Annotated in this window: 16 protein-coding genes; 4 read left to right on the top strand and 12 right to left on the bottom strand. The window is 48.6% G+C overall.

Translation table 11 applies throughout. The annotated features are described in order from the left end of the window. Positions 1-196: 196 nt before the first annotated feature. From WCX19_RS11195 to WCX19_RS11160, 8 genes are all read right to left on the bottom strand, one after another. Complete coding sequence (locus WCX19_RS11195; protein WP_373008126.1) at positions 197-577, bottom strand: DUF3467 domain-containing protein; 381 nt, start codon at positions 575-577, stop codon at positions 197-199. Between the two features lie 11 nt (positions 578-588). Continuing rightward, entirely contained in the window at positions 589-1098 is a 510-nt protein-coding gene (locus tag WCX19_RS11190) for a hypothetical protein (protein ID WP_373008124.1), read from the bottom strand. Positions 1099-1160: 62 nt separating this feature from the next. Next, the gene (locus WCX19_RS11185; protein ID WP_373008123.1) at positions 1161-1454 is read right to left on the bottom strand and encodes a hypothetical protein; all 294 of its coding nucleotides are present in this window, start codon (positions 1452-1454) and stop codon (positions 1161-1163) included. Positions 1455-1550: 96 nt separating this feature from the next. Continuing rightward, a complete protein-coding gene (locus WCX19_RS11180) occupies positions 1551-2900 on the bottom strand; it encodes an ATP-binding protein (RefSeq protein WP_373008121.1) in 1350 nt (449 codons plus the stop codon). A 61-nt stretch (positions 2901-2961) separates the two neighbouring features. Then, on the bottom strand, positions 2962-4212 hold the full coding sequence (locus WCX19_RS11175) for a restriction endonuclease subunit S (protein ID WP_373008119.1): 1251 nt from the start codon (positions 4210-4212) through the stop codon (positions 2962-2964). Continuing rightward, complete coding sequence (locus WCX19_RS11170) at positions 4209-5537, bottom strand: restriction endonuclease subunit S (RefSeq protein ID WP_373008117.1); 1329 nt, start codon at positions 5535-5537, stop codon at positions 4209-4211. Before WCX19_RS11170 ends, WCX19_RS11175 begins: the two co-directional genes overlap by 4 nt. Before the next feature lie 14 nt (positions 5538-5551). Beyond that, positions 5552-7351, bottom strand: coding sequence for a DUF262 domain-containing protein (locus tag WCX19_RS11165; protein ID WP_373008115.1), 1800 nt, complete (start codon positions 7349-7351; stop codon positions 5552-5554). Then, positions 7348-9381, bottom strand: coding sequence for an N-6 DNA methylase (locus WCX19_RS11160; RefSeq protein ID WP_373008113.1), 2034 nt, complete (start codon positions 9379-9381; stop codon positions 7348-7350). The genes WCX19_RS11165 and WCX19_RS11160 overlap by 4 nt, the downstream gene beginning before the upstream one ends. A gap of 594 nt (positions 9382-9975) precedes the next feature. On the opposite strand from WCX19_RS11160, the gene WCX19_RS11155 reads away from it, so the two are divergent. Further along, complete coding sequence (locus tag WCX19_RS11155) at positions 9976-11388, top strand: MFS transporter (RefSeq protein WP_373008111.1); 1413 nt, start codon at positions 9976-9978, stop codon at positions 11386-11388. A gap of 252 nt (positions 11389-11640) precedes the next feature. Here the strand turns inward: WCX19_RS11155 and WCX19_RS11150 are convergent, their stop codons facing one another. The 3 genes from WCX19_RS11150 to WCX19_RS11140 all read right to left on the bottom strand — a co-directional run bounded on the left by WCX19_RS11150 (position 11641) and on the right by WCX19_RS11140 (position 12503). Then, positions 11641-12051: a GtrA family protein gene (locus WCX19_RS11150; RefSeq protein WP_373008109.1), complete on the bottom strand. Its 411-nt coding sequence runs from the start codon at positions 12049-12051 to the stop codon at positions 11641-11643. 93 nt (positions 12052-12144) lie between these two features. Next, positions 12145-12357: a hypothetical protein gene (locus WCX19_RS11145; protein WP_373008107.1), complete on the bottom strand. Its 213-nt coding sequence runs from the start codon at positions 12355-12357 to the stop codon at positions 12145-12147. 2 nt (positions 12358-12359) lie between these two features. Further along, complete coding sequence (locus WCX19_RS11140) at positions 12360-12503, bottom strand: hypothetical protein (RefSeq protein WP_373008105.1); 144 nt, start codon at positions 12501-12503, stop codon at positions 12360-12362. A 296-nt stretch (positions 12504-12799) separates the two neighbouring features. On the opposite strand from WCX19_RS11140, the gene WCX19_RS11135 reads away from it, so the two are divergent. From WCX19_RS11135 to WCX19_RS11125, 3 genes are all read left to right on the top strand, one after another. Next, positions 12800-13567 (top strand): FHA domain-containing protein, encoded by a 768-nt coding sequence (locus WCX19_RS11135; protein WP_373008103.1) that lies wholly within the window; start codon positions 12800-12802, stop codon positions 13565-13567. A 57-nt stretch (positions 13568-13624) separates the two neighbouring features. Further along, positions 13625-15589, top strand: coding sequence for a protein kinase (locus WCX19_RS11130; RefSeq protein WP_373008101.1), 1965 nt, complete (start codon positions 13625-13627; stop codon positions 15587-15589). An 86-nt stretch (positions 15590-15675) separates the two neighbouring features. Next, on the top strand, positions 15676-15951 hold the full coding sequence (locus WCX19_RS11125) for a hypothetical protein (RefSeq protein WP_373008099.1): 276 nt from the start codon (positions 15676-15678) through the stop codon (positions 15949-15951). 493 nt (positions 15952-16444) lie between these two features. Here WCX19_RS11125 and WCX19_RS11120 read toward each other — a convergent pair whose 3' ends face one another. Then, the gene (locus tag WCX19_RS11120; protein ID WP_373008097.1) at positions 16445-18016 is read right to left on the bottom strand and encodes a PKD domain-containing protein; all 1572 of its coding nucleotides are present in this window, start codon (positions 18014-18016) and stop codon (positions 16445-16447) included. Positions 18017-18290 lie beyond the last annotated feature (274 nt).

Raw genomic sequence — 18290 nt, 5'->3', positions numbered from 1 at the left:
TATGTGGAACCCGACGGAGTACTAAAATTGCTAATATGAATGACGAATTACGAAAAATTCTCCAGTTGCTTGGGCAGGAGTACGAAAAATATTACTCTTGATGAAAGTACTGCGGAATGTGGGCTATATGGTCAATAGGTTGAAAAAGACGATAAAGGTTTCAGAATATTTTACCGGATATTTTTTTTAGAAAAAGTTATAATTTTTTTGCCGGGACTTTTGTCACAGCCGGGGATTTTCCGGAGGGGGGTGTAAAGAATTCCATCTCGCCCCGCTGGTATGAGCCTTCGAGTATCTCGGTGAGCTTTGCGGCGAGCTGCTGGGCAGCAGAGTGCGACATGTATACTCGTGTGGCAGGGACCATCATCTTCCCGTCTTTTTTGATCCCGGGCATCTCAAGAAAATCGATGAAAACATCCCGGTTTGTGCAGGTTAAGTAGGAGACATTGGAATACGAGGATGTTTTAATGTCGGGGATCATCTCTTCCGGCTTAAACTGGTACATCCTCGCGACATCGATGAGGAACTGCTGTCCGGGATCCTGTTCTTTTGGCTTTGTCTGTTTTTGAGAGACCATACAAATCAATCCTACGTCGCTACTCCGTTCAGATCGTGATACGCATTCCCTATTCCACCAGTGATAACTGGTGAATGATTGCCGCTTCCGCTGGAAATCCGGTAGGGGGCGGTTGAGGCGACAGCCTGCACCCCGAGGCTGGAGGGAAGAACCGTTTCACAGTAATGCTGAATGGCGGTGTTCATGCAGTCAGATCCTTTTCGGTCATCGAGTGTTGCATAGGCTAACAGCGTCAGCGCGACGAATGACTTGCAGGATTTATCGACCGTGTATGTCGGGTGTTTTCCCCCGGCAGATTTCAGCAGGCCGAACTTTGTCAGGGTCGCGAGTGCGTCCCGGATGCTCGGAGACGATGCATCGGTCAGCTCTTCGAGATCGCGGGGCCGGTAGGTCGAGTGCGGATCGGCGATGATCTCTTCTACTACCCGCGCAATCACGGTATCGCCAAAGAGGCCGGCATACGGGATATCGGAGAAGTCCGCATCAGCCGCAGGGGCCGGCACAGGGGTACCTCCAGTCATAGGTTTCACATGTATACGTATACGACAAACCATAAATAAAGTTTCTATATCAGCAAATTTGTTTACAGTTCGGTCCAGTGGCTGTGATGAGGGACTTCTTCGCCGAATTCGATCATGAGGTTATCCGCCCACACCAGATCGTCGAGCACGACCCACTTCTCCCCGGTTGAGGGATCGCTCTGGACATGCATCATTCCCCGGGCCGGGCCACGGCAGATCTCTTTTATCCGGATCCCTTTCCGCTCCCATTTTTTATTGCAATAGATCAGCCGCTGTTGTGCTCCCCGCTTTTTGAGCCAGGCAAGGAAGCGCACGACTTCAAGCGTGGGTTCATCGGGAAACGGGGAGGCTGCCATCAGATCTCTTTTATTTATCCGGATGATTAATAAAGCGAGGATTGCGGGGTGAAAGTAATAGATCTCCTTAAAAAATGAAACCTTTCTTGAAATTCATTAGTCTTTAGCGATTTTATCTCGAAACATCGTATAATCAATGTAGCAAATAGCCATGCGAAGATCAACGGCCACACTGTTTTTTCCCTTGAGTGTATAGTATGATTGATACCATTTTTTTAATAGGGGTAAGAGATATCCCAGATTTATGTTTTTCTTGGGTACCAATCGAATCGCCTGAAGAGCGAATCGTATGTCAACAGGCTGGAGATTGTCATCAATCTGCTTTCGTAAAATCTGTTCTTTGAAGCGGAGTTTGTTCAAGGATTTTTCAGTTTCTTTTTGGGGAGTGTTAAGTTTGAAATCCTCTTCATTTTCTATTCGTTTCAATAATTTTTGTTTACTCGGTGAACGAGATTGAAGTTCACTTATCGTTTTGACAGTGTTCATTTTAGATAGCCTAGCCAAACTCATATAATAATAAACTGGGAGTAAACTTGAAGATTCAAAACAGATTTGGTTTATGTATTCTTTAGGCTCTTTTACGTCTTTGCGATCCAGAAACTCTTCTATAATGTCTGGAGTTCGAATCCCCCGAATCCGTTCGGTTTCTTTTGTTGGCTGAATCATCGTAGATCCGGCGGTTATCAGATCTCCCATCAGTTTAAGGGTTGGAGATCCTTTTGTTTCATGAAATTGTCCTTCTTTAATAAATTTTAACTTTGGCAATAAGGATTCGTCAATTATAAAAGAGTTTTTCGAACCCGTAACTATTCCGCTGTTCAAATCAAATATTCCGACGTTTGCAACCCCATATTTTTTGATCTGTGTCAGGTGTTTCAAAAGAAGTTCCTGATCCATTTTTCGCTGCTCATCCAACAGGTTGCGAAGTTCAGCATATCGAATTTTTTCAGTTCTGCCACGATAGCGATAGTAAATCAGGCCCTCTGAAATATTAGTGCCGTTTTTTGTTGCTATGATTGGCTTCTCACGGGATTCATAAATGTATATAATGCCAAAAGACATTCCCTGAAATTCAAAAATACGATTTTCCCAAGCAAGTTCCGGTGAAAAATAATTGTTTAATTCTCCTGTAATCACAGCCGGATCTATTTTTTCAAATTCATCGGGATTAATACCCAACAAGGTATGTGGCTTATCCCCAATTCCAAATACCACATATCCGCCTTTTGTATTTGCAAAAGCAGCAAAGGTTCTTGCATATTCATCTCGGGATTTCCAATTAAAATTTTGTTTAAACTCAAGCCAACTATTCTCTCGGGTCATCACTCTTTGAGGATTGATCGACGAAGTTTTAAAAATTTCATTTAATCGTTCCTGACTAAAAGGGGCATTTGTAAGTACTTGCGGTGAAGGAAGTGGCGGATTTTTTATTGAAGTCTTTCCCATAACAACTCGATTATTCTATTTTAGGATTATAATATAAAATTAGATGTGTTTGGTGCGAAATCTAACTAACTGACTCTCCCCGCACATCTATCTTCCCCATCACCGCAGCGGAAATGAGGGCAGTGCGGTATTCTTTCAGGAGATCGATGGAGTGGCGGATTTTTCCGATTTGTATTTTTTCATTTTCAATGATTGAATCAATATGTTCCACTATCTTTTTCTGTTCATCAACAGGCGGGATCATAGAGACAATACTGAGGAATTCATCCGGATACAATCGGAGTCGGGATGTCCAGACACCTTTTGAGTGGCGTAAAATTTCACCTATGAAAGCGGGCGTCCGGTAAAGGTAATCAAAATATTTTGAAACGCATCTATTCTTCAAGCGATAGATATTATATGACGGGCTTACCATGCCATCGCAAGGAGAAAATCCGAGAGCTCCCATGAAAGCCCACATTGTGTTGATTGCCAAATCATCTTTTTTACACAACTTATAGCCTTCAAAGGATAAGGGAAGAAACATATTGACATCTTTTTCTGATCGGGGCGTAACTCCGGTAATGTGAGAGACCGTGAGAAGTTCCTCTTTACCCGTTGTGGATCGTTCATCGATTTCCTGGTAAATCCATTTATTCTTGAGAATTTCCCAATGCTCCGGTACTTCCCCGATCCATTCGATACCCGATTCCTTCATCTTGACATTCGGGTCAATCCCTTTTGTCACTGCCTGATAGATGAGAGAAGCCCGCTTTTCTTGTAGGAGTTCGATCTGCCGCTCCTTCTTTTCGATGATGGTATCGATGCGGGCGGTCTCGATATTAAGGAAAGAGAAGATGGAGTGCTGCTCTGGAAATGGAGGGATTAATACCGGGAAATTTTGCAACATGGGTAATCGCAATGATTCTACGGTACTTTTTGCGGATAATTTTAGTACTTCATCACCTAAATTTTGTCTAAAATACAAAAATAAAAACTTGGGGAGGATTCCTTTGAATCTGGTCAATACGTAGACTCTTTGATGGGCATCAAATTTCCCATTATAATAGTGAAAAACTTTCGCAACGCCAGCGCCATCGCCGGCAGTCAAAATTGCCTCCTCATTAAAAGAAAATGTATGTAACCTTTCTACCGTATCAGCCCGGACAAAAAAGGGATATTGACCTGTTGGGTCGCTATCTTCGGTATTTTTACTTCCTGTTGTAATCGAGCACAAGAATCGAAGTCTTGATTGTTCCCACTCTTTCGGGACCTCCCCTAGCCATTCCACAACCGATGACTTGTATTTTGAATAACGGCGCCACTGGCTCATGCAGAAATCTCCTGCCGGACATCAATCTTCCCGGTCACCGCAGCGGAGATTAGGGCGGTGCGATATTCTTTCAAATAGTCTATGGATTCACTCACTTTCCGAGAAATTGCATCCACTCGCTTTGTGACAATATCAAGGAAATGACTCATGGAGATTTGTTTTTCAGGGGACCAATAGGGGATTTTTAGTTTTCTAATATCCTCAAGGCTCAATGTCATTTGTGCTGAACCAACTACACTTAGGTCTATTTGATCTTTAACAAAATCCGTCTGGAATGAGTAGTAAAGATATCGTGAATTACAAAATGGAAGAATAGCAGCAATATTTTGTCCCAAACAAAAAATTTGATTATCTTTTACAATGCTCACTTTGCCAAGACTGCTGCCTACACGACTCAGTAAAATATCCCCCAATTTCGGAGAATATTTTTTTGTGAATTCTTTGAAATGGAATTCAGAGATTTTTTTGGTTTCGCTTAAATCAAGATATTCCCCCGTAATATCCGTAATTCGAATTATTGGAAAGCCCTCGTCGAGATATTCTGGGGTTTGGTGGAGACAATCGATGACTCTTGAAAGAGTAGAGATTTTCCTGAATTCGCACTTTGGTGTACAATTTTGAATGTAAACAAGTTCCTCAATGGCGGATATTCCAAATAATAATATATCACTGATGAGAGTCGCACGCATCTCATTCAGGAGTTCGATCTGCTGCTTCCTTTTCTCAATGAGGGTATCAATGAGGGCAATCTCACGATCGAAGAAAACAGACATAGTACTTTGTTCGGGAAGTGGGGGTATTAAAACTTCAATTTCATAAAAGTCTTCTTCCCGCACCGAACGATCATACGTCGTAAGACCTCTAATGTATCGGTTATATTGAGTGAGATATAGTGGAGTTTTTACTAAATTATGTAAAAAAGTTCCATCAAACTCTTTTGATACATCATATACACGATATGCAGGACTGACGATTCCATTAATTTTCGATATCCCTATGCTTGAATTAATAACCCACATCGGATTTACTACTAATTGCCCCGGTTTCACGATTATATAATTTAAGGATTCGTCTTTAGGTCGGATGAGATTATCATTTTCATATTCCTTCAGTACAATTCCGCGATAAGCGGAAAGAGAAAGCATCTCTCGATTGATTGAATCCCCATTTTTATGATTATTACGATGGAGGACTCGATGGAGTTTCTTTATCCCCCATCCTTCCGGTACCTCTCCCAGCCACTCAACCCCCGAATCCTTGTACTTCGGGTACCGTTTCCACTTGTGCATCATTGATGAATTTTGGTGAGCGGTTGCTTCGACCATGTTCACTCTTGAAATTACTCTTCCACAATATCCCGCGCTATCGGTTTTCCCATCGCTTTTTCTATTCTCTGAATAATCGCATCCTTACGGGCGTTGAAGAACCCTTCAAAATTATCTGACCGCAGGAGTTGCGGATCAATGTTGTGGCTCGCGACAATCTCATTGAGCCGCTCTGGTGTGATTTTCAGTTCGTGCTGGATGCGTTCCAGGTAAACGCTGGGAGCGTTGCCGCCAATTTTCCGGTTCGTCCGGTACGAGAGCGGGGCCTTGTTCACGATACAATCGTAATTGATGCCGGTATTGTCGAATTTATTCTTGCCATTCGCAGTACACCATTTCTCCGGGAAAATGTGGTGGATATCGACACCCTCCTCAAAATAGGTCGTGACATCGATCGGCTGCCCGCTCATGAAATCCAGCCCGCCATCGTTCATCAGCAGGGCGTAAATCCCTTTGTAGGCTGCGCTGTTCCGGGTGTGGAGCGTGAAGAGCCGTGAAGGGGAGAAATGTGCATCGCTCACCGTTGAGGGTTCCGGGCCGCCATTTACCCATGCGAGGATCTCCGGAACATCCTTTGCAAAACGGGTCTCAATCGCTCCCCCATATAATTCACCGAGTACACCGCACCAGTACCACTGGAACAGTTTTTGTCTGACCGGTTCGTTCTCCACGGCATCACCAAGGAGTGCAACTGTTGAAGCAAAGGGTGTGATCTGTGTTCGGTAAGGGATATCAAGTGCCGAGTAAATTTTCAGAATGGATAATAATTTAGCAGTTTTTTCAAATCCTGCTAGTACCTGAGGAGAATATTTCTGATAATCCTCAAGGGAAAGTTTTAGGATTTCTTTTCGTTTGCAGCTGATGCCGGGTACATCCTCCGGTGAGATGCCATCATTGATAGCTTTCAAGTGTCGGTCTCGTGTAGCGAGAAGGGAGACCGCCTGGAGGAAATCAGTATTCTCGATCTTTTGTAAAACGGCAAACGATTTCATCCGGGTAACAATTTTATCCCAATCTTCCCGGAGGTTGAAATCATCAGCAGCGAATGTCGCCGTCAATAATTCAAAAACGTTAAGTGAGACTCCACCGGTATTGACTTTCTCAAAAACCTGACAGACCGCTTCCTTTGGGGTCTCCTTTTGCATCATGATAAGCGGGATCTGGTACTGTTCGAACCGCTTGATGATCTCGACATTGAATTTGTTGAAGAGTATTTGTTTGTCCCGGTCGTAATTCCAGAATTCCTGATATCCCATCATCCAGTTATCATAACTGAAAATTTTGTTGAACGGGAACATCCCGGTTTCATATTCTTTTTCAGGGGTTGAATAATCTTCAACAATTTCCCCTCTGAAATTCTTAATCAGTTTATTCTCGGCAACACTCCGGATACAGTCCTCACGATCGAAATGGGGATTTGTTGCTTTCTGGATGTTGATGTAGTAAAACCGGTTCAGATCTTTCCCCCGGATATCCCGCGTTTTAACAGGAACTTTTCCAAGGAGTGACTGATACAATGCCGTCAGGCGTTGCTGACCATCAAGGATCAGATGATCTGGTTGGGGTTGTGGATCAATTTTTACCCCTTCAATAAAATGTGGTTTGAACCTGACATCAGCATTGCCGGTCTCCAGCATCATTATTGCGCCGATAGGGAATGATTCTGAAACACTCGCAAGCAGACTCTGAATCCGTTCATCATCCCAAATCCAGCCTCTCTGGAAATCAGGGAGCTGGGTTTTGCCGGTCCGGATTTCTTCAAGAATTTTCTGAAGCGGTTCTTTTGTACTATCAAATGTGGTTGTCGAACTCATCGAACCACATCCTTCATCAATTCCGCAATCTCCTCTTCCACCTTCTTCAAATCCGCCTCAATCTCCTCCAGCGGTCGTGGCGGCACATACTTGTAAAAATACCGGTTGAAGTTGATCTCGTACCCGACTTTGCCGGTCTTCCCGTCTCTCTGATCGACAACATCCGTGTTAATCCAGGCATCCGGTACATGCGGCCTGACTTCCCGGTCAAAATAGGTCTCGATGGCTTCGCTGAGCGGCACGTTCTCGGTGTCCCGGAGTTCCGGATCAGGTTCCGGTTTCCCATCCGCATCTTTGCAGACCTCTGCGGTCTCATCCCGTTCGGAGAGCGCGGACCAGATGGACTTCTTCAGGGCTGCGGTGATTTTGAGACCGGACTCCTTGATAGCTTTCGCCAGAACACGATCGAACTCTTTTGGATCTTTTAAGAGCGTCGGGGGAAGTGTGTGAAGCATTGTAAGGATGAGGTCCTGCTGCTCCCGTCCCTTGCTCTCCTCAGACGCTTTCTCTTTGGGATCTTTCTTCTTGCTAACCGAAAGATTCTGGAAGGCTTTCTCTGATTTGATCCGCTCGATCCTCTCGTTGCTGGCCATAAAATTCAGACGGATGGGGCGTTCAACGGTGATTTTCCGGTAGCCGAAGTCCGTTGATTTGAAAATTTTTGTGTATTCCGTCCCGGTAAAATCCGTAAAGAGTTTCGTAATCTGCTGGATATGATCTTTGGAAATCTCCCGGCGCTTATCGCCAAGACTCTTCCGCATCGGTACCCAGAATGTTGTTGCATTGATCAGCTGGACTTTTCCTTTCCGGTCTGCTTTCTTATGGTTCGTCAGCACCCAGACATAGGTCGCAATACCGGTATTATAGAAGAGTTGTTCCGGCAGCGCGACGATTGCTTCGAGCCAGTCATTCTCCAGGATCCAGCGGCGGATCTCGCTCTCGCCGCTGCCGGCATCACCGGTAAATAACGGGGATCCGTTCATGACGATAGCGACGCGGGAGCCTCCTTTCTCCGGCTCCTTCATCCTTGAAAGCATCTGCTGGAGGAATAATAACTGCCCGTCACTGATGCGGGGAAGTCCCGCACTGAACCGGCCGGCGTCTCCCCGCTCAAATTCTGCTTCAACTTTTTCCTTGTCCCGATTCCAGTCCTTGCCATACGGGGGATTGGCGAGGAGATAATCAAAGCGTTTGTCCGCGTGCTTGTCATCAGCGAGCGTGCTGCCGAAAAGAATGTTCTCTGCATCCCGGCCATCGGCACTCTTCATGTAGAGATCGGATTTGCAGATCGCAAATGTTTCGGGATTGACTTCCTGACCAAAGAGGTGGACATCCGCATTGGGATTGATCTCGACAATCCGCTCTTTTGCCGTGGTCAGCATACCTCCGGATCCACAGCAGGGATCGTACACCGTCCTAATGATGTGGTTCTTTTTTATCGCATCGAGATCCTGCGCCAGCTGGAGGTTCACCATCAGCCGAATAACTTCGCGGGGGGTGAAGTGCTCCCCGGGGTTCTCGTTGAGGGCTTCGTTGAATTTCCGGATCAGTTCCTCAAAGATGTACCCCATCTCATGATTGGAAACCTTATCCGGGTGGAGATCGACATTCTTGAATTTTTCAACCACAAGGAAGAGGAGTCCGGCTTCATCAAGTTTGTCGATGGTATTGTTGAAATCAAATTTTTCGATGACTTCCCGCATATTATCGGAAAAGCCATTGATGTAATTTTTCAGGTTCGCGGCGAGGTTGGGGGCATCGCCCAGAAGTTTCTCGAAATCATAGAGGGAAGTATTGTAAAAAGCATATCCCGAAGCGTTCTGGAGCTGAGGGGTGAGGTTCTCCAGTTTTCCTTTCAGCCGGGCATTTGTTTCAAGCACATGATCTTTTGTAGGTTCCAGCACGCAATCGAGTCTTCGTAATACAGTCAACGGCAATATGACATCCTGGTATTTGCCCCGCTTGAACGTATCGCGGATAAGATCCGCGACCGACCAGATGAAACTGACACTCTCACTATGATTGCTCATGAAAACCTCACACTTATGAATGACGTAGGGTTTTGTTGGCGATAAAGAAGATGATTCATTCCTGCAACGAGAATAAAATCTTAAAAAAAGTTCAATGAGGGCACCTGACTTTTTCAAAAAAGTCCGGCAAGGTCATCGAACTTTCCTGAAAAAGCTCACCAAAGTTACCGGGCTTTTCAAAAATTGTCCGGCAACGTTATCGAACTTTTCTAAAAAAGCTCACCAACGTTATCGAACTTTCCGGAAAAAAAGAGGGCCAAAAACACACCTTCCCACGCCTGATCTCCCAAGTGACTTTACCGGACTTTCCAAAAAAAGCCCGGCAATGTTATCGCACTTTCTTAAAAAAGTTCAGCAAAGTTACCGAACTTTTCAAAAATTGTCCGGCAAAGTCATCGAACTTTTTGAAAAAAATTTACCAAGGTTATCGAACTTTTCAAAAATTGTCCGGCAAAGTTCCCGGTCTTTTTAAAAAAAATCCGGCAACGTTATCGATTGTTCCGGAAAAAGACCGGTTCAGTACCTTGAGAATTTCCAGAAAAATTCAGTCCACCCAACACGTTAATGACCCATCCCGGTTCATCCTGTAGAGACATGCCCGCCATCATCACCGATTCCCGGCACCAGAAACTGCTTCTCGGAGCCGTGGCACTCGGGATTCTCATGGACGGGATTGACGGCTCGATCGTGAATGTCGCGCTCCCCACGATCGCCGCCGCGTTTGACACCGACGCCGGGACCATCTCCTGGGTCATCATCACCTACCTCCTCATGATGGCAGGGCTCATCCTCGTCTTTGGCAACCTCGCCGACCGGGGCATCATGAAACGGGTCTTTGTCGGCGGGCTGGTGCTCTTTACTATTGGTTCTGCCGCCTGCGGGTTTGCCCCCGACCTTGGTGTCCTGCTTGCCGCCCGCATCGTCCAGGGGATCGGTGCCGCGGCAATCGCTGCCGCCGCCTCGCTGCTCTGTGTCCGGTATCTCCCGCCGCAGATGCTCGGCGCTGCTCTCGGGGTCCTTGCCGCTTCAAGTTCTATCGGGTTTGCCGCAGGACCGGCCCTTGGCGGGATCATCACGCACTTCCTCTCCTGGCACTGGATCTTCCTTATCAATATCCCGATCGGGATCATCGGCATCATCCTTGCCGTACGGGTCATCCCCAAAGACGTCCCGGACCTTGAGAAGAAACCCTACGACCTCCCCGGGGCCGCGATGCTGTTTGGCGCGATGGTCTTTGGGGTCTTTGCGCTCGAAGAGGTCTCGGCCTTAAGCGTCACGGACCCGCGGATTATTACGTGCTCCATCCTCTGCGCCCTCTTTACCCTGCTCTTTATTGTCCGGGAACATCGGGCGCCTGCCCCGTTCATCGACCTTTCCATGTTCAGAAAATGGCAGTTTTCTTCCGTCCTTACCGCGTTTTTGCTCATTAACGTAGTATACGCCGGCGTCATCTATCTCCTGCCGTTCTACCTTACCGCCGCAATGAAGTTCAGCCTCATCATAAGCGGCATCTTCCTCCTCATCCCGCCGGTGGTCACCGGCCTCATCAGCATCCAGTTCGGCCGGTGGTCGGACACCTACGGCCCCCGGTGGTTTACGGTTGCCGCCTGCGTGGCACTCATCCTGTTCGGTGCCATCTTTGCCGTCATGGTCCCGGAGAGCGGTTTTCTCCCCCTTATCGTCGGTCTCGTGCTGATGGGCCTTGTCTTTGGTATTGCAGGCGGGGCGGGAGCGAGCAGGATTATTGAAAATGCTCCTTCGGGCGAAGAGGGGACCGGTTCTTCGCTCATGATCACCACGATCTATTTCGGCGGGGTTCTCGGCACCGCCCTCTATGCAACCGTGCTCACGTCTGCCACCGCTGTGGGCGGCGTCGTGGCATTTGCCGATCTCGACCCCGCGGTCTTCCTTGACGGGTTCCATTTCACGATCCTTGTGGGGCTCGTCCTCTCGGTGATTCCGCTGGTGCTCTCCGCGATGGTGAATGATAAGAAGAAGCTGGCGTGAGTTGGATACCGTTTCCTGTTTTTCGCGCATTACCGTGAGTACGAGTCGTATAATAATCCAAATCCTGCTAATAGATCTCCTGTAATCTCAAAACAAGGATACACTGCACGATTATCTCATGTTCCCACTCTTGCCTGAGGCTCTGTATAAGATCCCGGATTGAGGGCAGGTTCCTGTCAGGTGCCGGTTTTCTCTTTCCTGGCCCGGGAGCCTGTGCAGCATCCCCGTCTCCTTTTTGGGGTGTGTCGCCCTTCATGTTCCCTCTCCGGACCGGAACGTGAACCTGCTCTGCCCGTGGTAACTCCAGAAGAACGCACAGCAGGTAGCGACGGTCTTTGCCGCGAGCGGGGAAACCGAGAGGAAGTTTACCGCCAGCCAGACAACCCCGAGGTTAACCACAAGGCAGGAGACCGAGATTGCGGCAAACGTTGCAAACTGGGCGGCCGTCCTCGGGCTCGGATCATGGAACGTGAAATATTTGTTGACGAGATAATTGACGACGATCCCGCAGCAGTATGAGAGTGCGGCCGAATACAGGTACCAGATTCCGAGGTACGTGGTAAAATAATACATGAGCCCGATATCGACAAGCGATGACAGTGCCCCGACGAAAAAGAACGGGATGATCCGTGAACGGCGGTGTCCCGCGATCTCTGTATTCATACCTGGTGCTCCGTTTTAGTCCGACACAGTCGTTCCCTGTCCATCAGGCAGAGCCGGCACTCGGCCCGGTGCCGGTTAAAAAATCAGGAAGTGTCATGCCAGGCGCCGCTCGACAGTCTTTAATATGCGGGATATCTCACGGGCGCACTCCTTTTCGTGCTCCGGTGCATTCTGTTCAATCCCGGACAGGTGCCGGTTAATGATCCCGATCTCTTCTGAAGTAATGATAAACCACGTGGTTTTGGGTGATCTGGTTTGTGAGGCTTCCTGATGCTGATCCCTGATTTGATATCCTGCATTTATCATGGTTAAATCTCTCCTGTCGCAGGTACCCGGAAGTTCTCCCCATGTACCTCTGTAGCGTTGGGGAAGGGAGTTGCTGCAGTATCCCCGCTCTCCTGCTGTAGCGATAGCATGGCAGGTATGGCGTGGATAAAATCGTGCAGGCACATCCCTCTTATCTCCGTTTTGTTATCGATCTCTTTTTCTGCGAGAGATATATTGGTGATATGGTACCGGTAGAACCATCATTCCCGGGCCGGATATATTGAACCTCAAGGGATCATCTATCATACAAGGGAACGGATCAGGAATACCCCTGTTCATCAGGTATACCCCGTTTTTCACGTACGGCTCCTGTACCCGTACGGGAGAAAAAAATACCAACCTATTTTATTACAACAAATGATAGTATGGTAAAGCATACCTTGCAATCCGGTGTGTAGGATCATCCGGAGGTTCTTTAAGAATGGCTGATAAAAAAACGGTGTGTGTCTCAACAGATCCGGATTTCCTCCAGGAACTGTCAGAATATCTTGAAGTACTTTCCAACCCTGTGAGGCTCAAGATTCTCAAAGTCATCGAACGGGAGCCAAAGGAGATTAGCGAGATCTCTTCACGGATCGACACGAGTTACGCAAACACGAAGAAACATATCGACCAGCTCGTCCACATCGGGCTTGTCAAAAAGGAGGCGGGTTTTGGGAGGGAGACCATCAAGGGTATCCACCCGGTCTGGAAGTTCTCCCTTGCTGAAGGCAGCCTCGAGATGCTCATTAAAAATCTCGGGGTCTTCTCCCGGGTCAACATCCCGATGGGCTTTGGCGAGATGCAGGAAAAACTCGCATCGGTTCGCGCCGCTGTTGTAAAAGAGTCGGGTGCGACCTTCCCGGCCCTTCATCTCATGGGCGGGTCGTGGGCAGGCCATACATTCCTCTTAAAAAAAGACCATATTGCCGTTGGCAGGAGCGATCCCGACGCCCCTTCGCGGAGCAGCGAGGCCGATATCCTACTGCCCGAGACTTATGCGATGGTGACCCGGATTACAAAACCCCACGCGGTCATTTCCCGGTCTCCCGCCGGCTGGCAGATCGAGGATCGTGGCAGTTCGGGAGGTACCTACGTCAACACGGAACTCATTACTCCCATGCACAAGATCGTCTTAAAAAACGGGGATATGATCGATTGTGCATTAGGAGAGAGTGCGGCGCGGTTCCTTTTTATTACTGATTCGTGATCTCCTGTCTGGAAGGTTACACACTCAACTAAAAAAACTACTGTGTGGAGGAAAAAGATGTCCGGGGCAAAAAATATCGCGATTCTTCTAGGGATACTTGTAGTCTTCCTGCTTGTCGTTGCACCGGTATCTGCGACAGTCGTAACCTATGACCCGACGGGTTCAGCCGGGACGATCCAGGATGTGATCAATAATGCCAGCAGTGGTGACAGTATATTCCTCCCGGCGGGAACATATTACGGGAATTTTGTTATCGACCGGTCCATCGTATTCGGCGGTCTTGATACCAATAATCCTCCCATCATCATATCGGATGGATCCAGTGCAGGGATCACGCTTGCTGCTGATGGTATCACCATAAATGGTGTTGTTATCGGCGGTAATGCGTCCTCTGGTCTCCAGGTACTCTCCGGCAACAACCGGATCAGCTCCACGACTGTCCGGGGCCACGAGTTCGGGCTTGGCCTGAACTCCGCGTCCAATAATATCTTCGCGGAAAATACCCTCGTCGGGAATTCCATTGGGATCAATATCGACCGCTCGTCCCGCTCCAATACGTTTTTCCTCAATACTTTCAACAATACGATCGAAGTCGTGAGCCCGTCTGCGCAGAACACCTGGACCTCGTCCCGTCTGGATTACCAGTACAATGGTCAGAGCTTTTCCGGCCCCCTCGGAAACTATTGGGAAGGCACCACGGTGACCGACAGCAACGGTGATGGAATTGGTGACACTGCCTTTTCCCCCACCCCGACACAGGGAGCGGTTCACGGCGCGGCCGATGTAACCGATTCGGCGCCGCTGGTGAGTCCTCCCTCTGCCTATATGATTATCAAGTCTGCGTCACCGGTCAATACCACCCGGCTTGGCGATCTTATGAGGCCGACCGGAGTACCGTCGTCCCTGCAGCCGGACAACCCACAGGATTCCCTAAACCCCGGGGCCTCTTCATCCCCCGCAGGTGGATCGCCTTCGGGAATGACCCCGCAGGTGCAGGGACAGCCCCCAAACCCGTTTGTCGGTGTTTTGATCCAGTACTGGTGGCTGATCCCGGTTGCCATCCTGATCTCGGCCGTGGGCGGTATCTGGTTTGAGCGGTCCCGCAGGAAACGGGCTCCGGACACTCCCCCGGCCGCCAGACTTACGGCAGATGCTCGGAACGCGACCGTTGTGAAAAACCATCCGGAAGGTGTGTCATCACGACAGCCCGAGTATGAGTATGGCGTCCGCCTTCCCGCAGCCCTTGAGAAAAAATACCCGGATGCCGAATATATCGCTGAGGGCGGGGTCTCCCGGGTGTTCCGGGTACATGATGAAAAGAACAACCGCGATATCGCCGTGAAAGTCCCGATCCGGTTTGACGAGGTGACCGGATCCCAGTTTACAAAAGAGCTCAATGTATGGGAAGGTCTCCATCACAAGAATATTGTCGAGATCTATGCGGCAAACATCTTCCCCCGGCCGTATATCGAGATGGAATATGTCGAATCCTCCCTTGAAGGGCAGCATTTTCCCCTCGATGAAAAAAAGGCGGTGGCGATCATCACCGGTGTTGCAGAAGGACTCCGGTACGCCCATGAACAGGGGATTGTCCACCGTGATATCAAGCCGGGGAACATCATGATTGCGCCAGACGGAACGGCAAAGATCACCGACTGGGGGCTTTCAAAGGCAGAGGGCACAAAACAGTCCGGCCTCATCGGCTTTTCCCTTGAATATGCTGCACCGGAACAGCTGGCCCCGAATCTTTACGGTGAACCCGGGCCCTGGACCGATATCTACCAGATGGGCGTTCTCTTCTACGAGATGCTGACCGGCCATGTCCCGTTTGCCGGGGATGGCATGGGGGAGATTACGCATGCGATCCTGCATGAGGAACCGGTCCCGGCGTTGTCGGGAGGGGCACATGCTGATGCAATCAACGCAATTATTACAAAATGCATAATGAAACGGCCGCAGGACCGGTACGCTTCGGTTGCGGACCTTCTGTCAGACCTTAATAATCTGGATTTAACAAAGTGACCGGCAGGAGGGATGAAAAGAGAATTGATTGTTCCCTGGTGCCTGCCGTTCCTTTGTATCCGGTTTTCTTCTCTATTTTGCTTCCGGTGGAGTGCCAGAAGGTGCTGAACCGTTCATCATTCCACCCGGCGGAGTACCAGAAGGTGCTGTACCATTCGTCATTCCACCCGGCGGAGTACCAGAAGGTGCCGTACCATTCGTCATTCCACCCGGTGGAGTACCAGAAGGTGCCGTACTGTTTGTCTGTGCACCTGACGGTTGAGTGCCGGAGGGTGCAGCACTGGCTGCCTGCCCGCCTGATTGTTGTGTGGCAGTCGCGGATGGGGTTGATGACGAAACCGCGCTGTCTGTGGACTGGGTAGAAGTACTTGTGGTACTGGTACAACCTGCAATCATGATTCCTGCAATGAGGATCGCTGATGCAATCAACATGACTATACTGCTTCTTTTCATGGAATAAATCACCTGAAATTCCTGATGCCTCTTATTTTTTGAGGTCTCCCTTTCTCATGATCTCCTTTGTGAGGGAGAGCATTCTCTATCCTCCTTTACCTTTGGTATATTATATTCGTTGCATGGGGAAAGTGATATCCTGGAATCCGGAAATGATTATTTGAACCATCCGGTGAACTATATGCCGGCGGGGCCGGATCATCGTTTATGAGGACGGTATCTTATTAAAAAATACCCGTGGCAAATGCTGGTATGCTCCGTATGACTTGCAACTGTTAAAAAAAATTTCACAATGTATCTGATTGCCCCGACGGGCATTGCAGGTACATATCCTGTTAAAATGAAGTCAGGGTATAATGCTTCTGGAATGGATGACCGCATGTGGCGCAGGCATTCCCGGCCTCACAGTTCTCTCCCGCCGGAGTGATGAGGGCCCTGCGGGGGTCTTTTCAGGAATATTAATACCAAAATCCCGATCACAACCAGAACCGCTATACCGGCAAAGGGAAGAATGCCCGATGACCCTCCTGAAGCAGAATCTGCTGTGGCGTCATCTGAAGGCGCGGGGGTCAGGGTATCCGTAGCAGGGGCGGTTGTTGACGGGACTTCCGTCTGATATGTTGAGGTGCTGGTTGTTGTCGTGACAGTAATATACCCGCTTCTGACTTGGGTATTACTTCCCCCGGCATTGGTTGCTGTGAGTTTGACCGTATAGGTGCCGCTCGCTGTATACGTATGGGACGGATTTGGCAGGGTCGACGAGTTCCCGTCCCCGAATGTCCAGACCCATGCAGTCGGAGAATTCCCGGAGGTATCGGTGAACTGAACTGTCAGCGGCAAATTTCCCTGTTTAACATCCGATGTAAATGATGCAGTGGGGGGTGTAATGGTTTCAGTTACCGTAATGTAATATGACCTGGTTGTCTTGTTGCTTCCTGCGTCGTTATATGCGGTCAGTTTTACGGTATAAGTACCGGTGCTTGTGTAGGAATGGGTCACATTCTGATAAGTGGAGGTACTTCCATCCCCAAAGACCCAGTACCACTCTGTCGGTGAATTTGTTGAAGTATCGGTGAAGTTCACCGTGAGTGGTGCAGGCCCCGTGGTTGTATCTGCCACAAATGAAGTGATCGGGGCAGAGAGTTCTACGGTAATATAATCCGTTTCCGTCACCGTGTCGCTCCCCGCCGGGTTGGTTGCGGTCAGCGTTACGGTGTAGGTGCCGACACTTGTATAAATATGGTCCGGGTTCTGGCTCGTCGACGAACTCCCGTCTCCAAACGACCACGCCCAAGAGGTGGGTGAGTTCGTGGAAGAATCCACAAACTGGATCACAAGGGGTGCACTTCCGGAAGTTTCGGTTGCCACAAACGAAGCAACCGGAGTTGCAGATTCTTTCGTGACAGTAATATACCCCGACTGGGAGAGCGTGTTTGATCCCACGGAATTAGTTACTGTGAGGGTGACTGCATAGGTGCCGGCGCTTGCATAGGTATGGACCGGGTTCTGGGCTGTTGAAGTACCTCCATCCCCAAACGACCATATATAGGAAGAAGGGGAATTTGTGGAAGAATCGACAAACAGGACCGAAAGTGGTACTGTCCCACTCGTTACATTCGTAACAAATGCGGCAACCGGACCTGATCCGGTCGTGCTCACGGTGATATACCCGGTCTGGGTGATTGTACTGCTCCCTGCGGAATTGGTTGCCGTCAGGGTCACCGAATAGGTACCGGCGGTTTTATACGTGTGTGTGGGATTTTTGAGTGTTGAAGTGCTCCCGTCCCCAAATGACCACAGCCACGTGGTTGGAGTGTTGCTGGATTCATCAATGAAGAGTACACCAAAGGGAGCTGTACCGTCAGTCAGATTTGATACAAAATCTGCTTCCGGTGTTGAAACAGCAGAGACCGGCAGAATAAGAACCATGACGAGAATAACAACAAATCCAAAAAGAAGGGTTTTCTTTTTCATGATAGTTCTCCCGACCCTTCAAAAGTGGAGACTATTACAGGATACGAATCTTGCATAACAACACCTATATGATCCACCCAATCCTCCACCTCGTTATTTATTATGAGAACATGAGAGCAGTGAAATACTTCATAAAAACGGTAATAATTGAACCGGTTGGTTATGGGTATTTTCTCTGGTAACACGTACCGGTATCTTTGTTGCACGGCATAAACGCGTATAAAAAGAGGGTAGATATGGGATCAATAATCCCGGTTTTTGTTCCCGGCACCTG

Source organism: Methanoregula sp. (genome assembly GCF_041663825.1).
Classification (GTDB): domain Archaea; phylum Halobacteriota; class Methanomicrobia; order Methanomicrobiales; family Methanospirillaceae; genus Methanoregula.
Note: the sequence above shows the minus strand (reverse complement) of the source record. Positions and strands in the feature narration are given on the sequence as shown.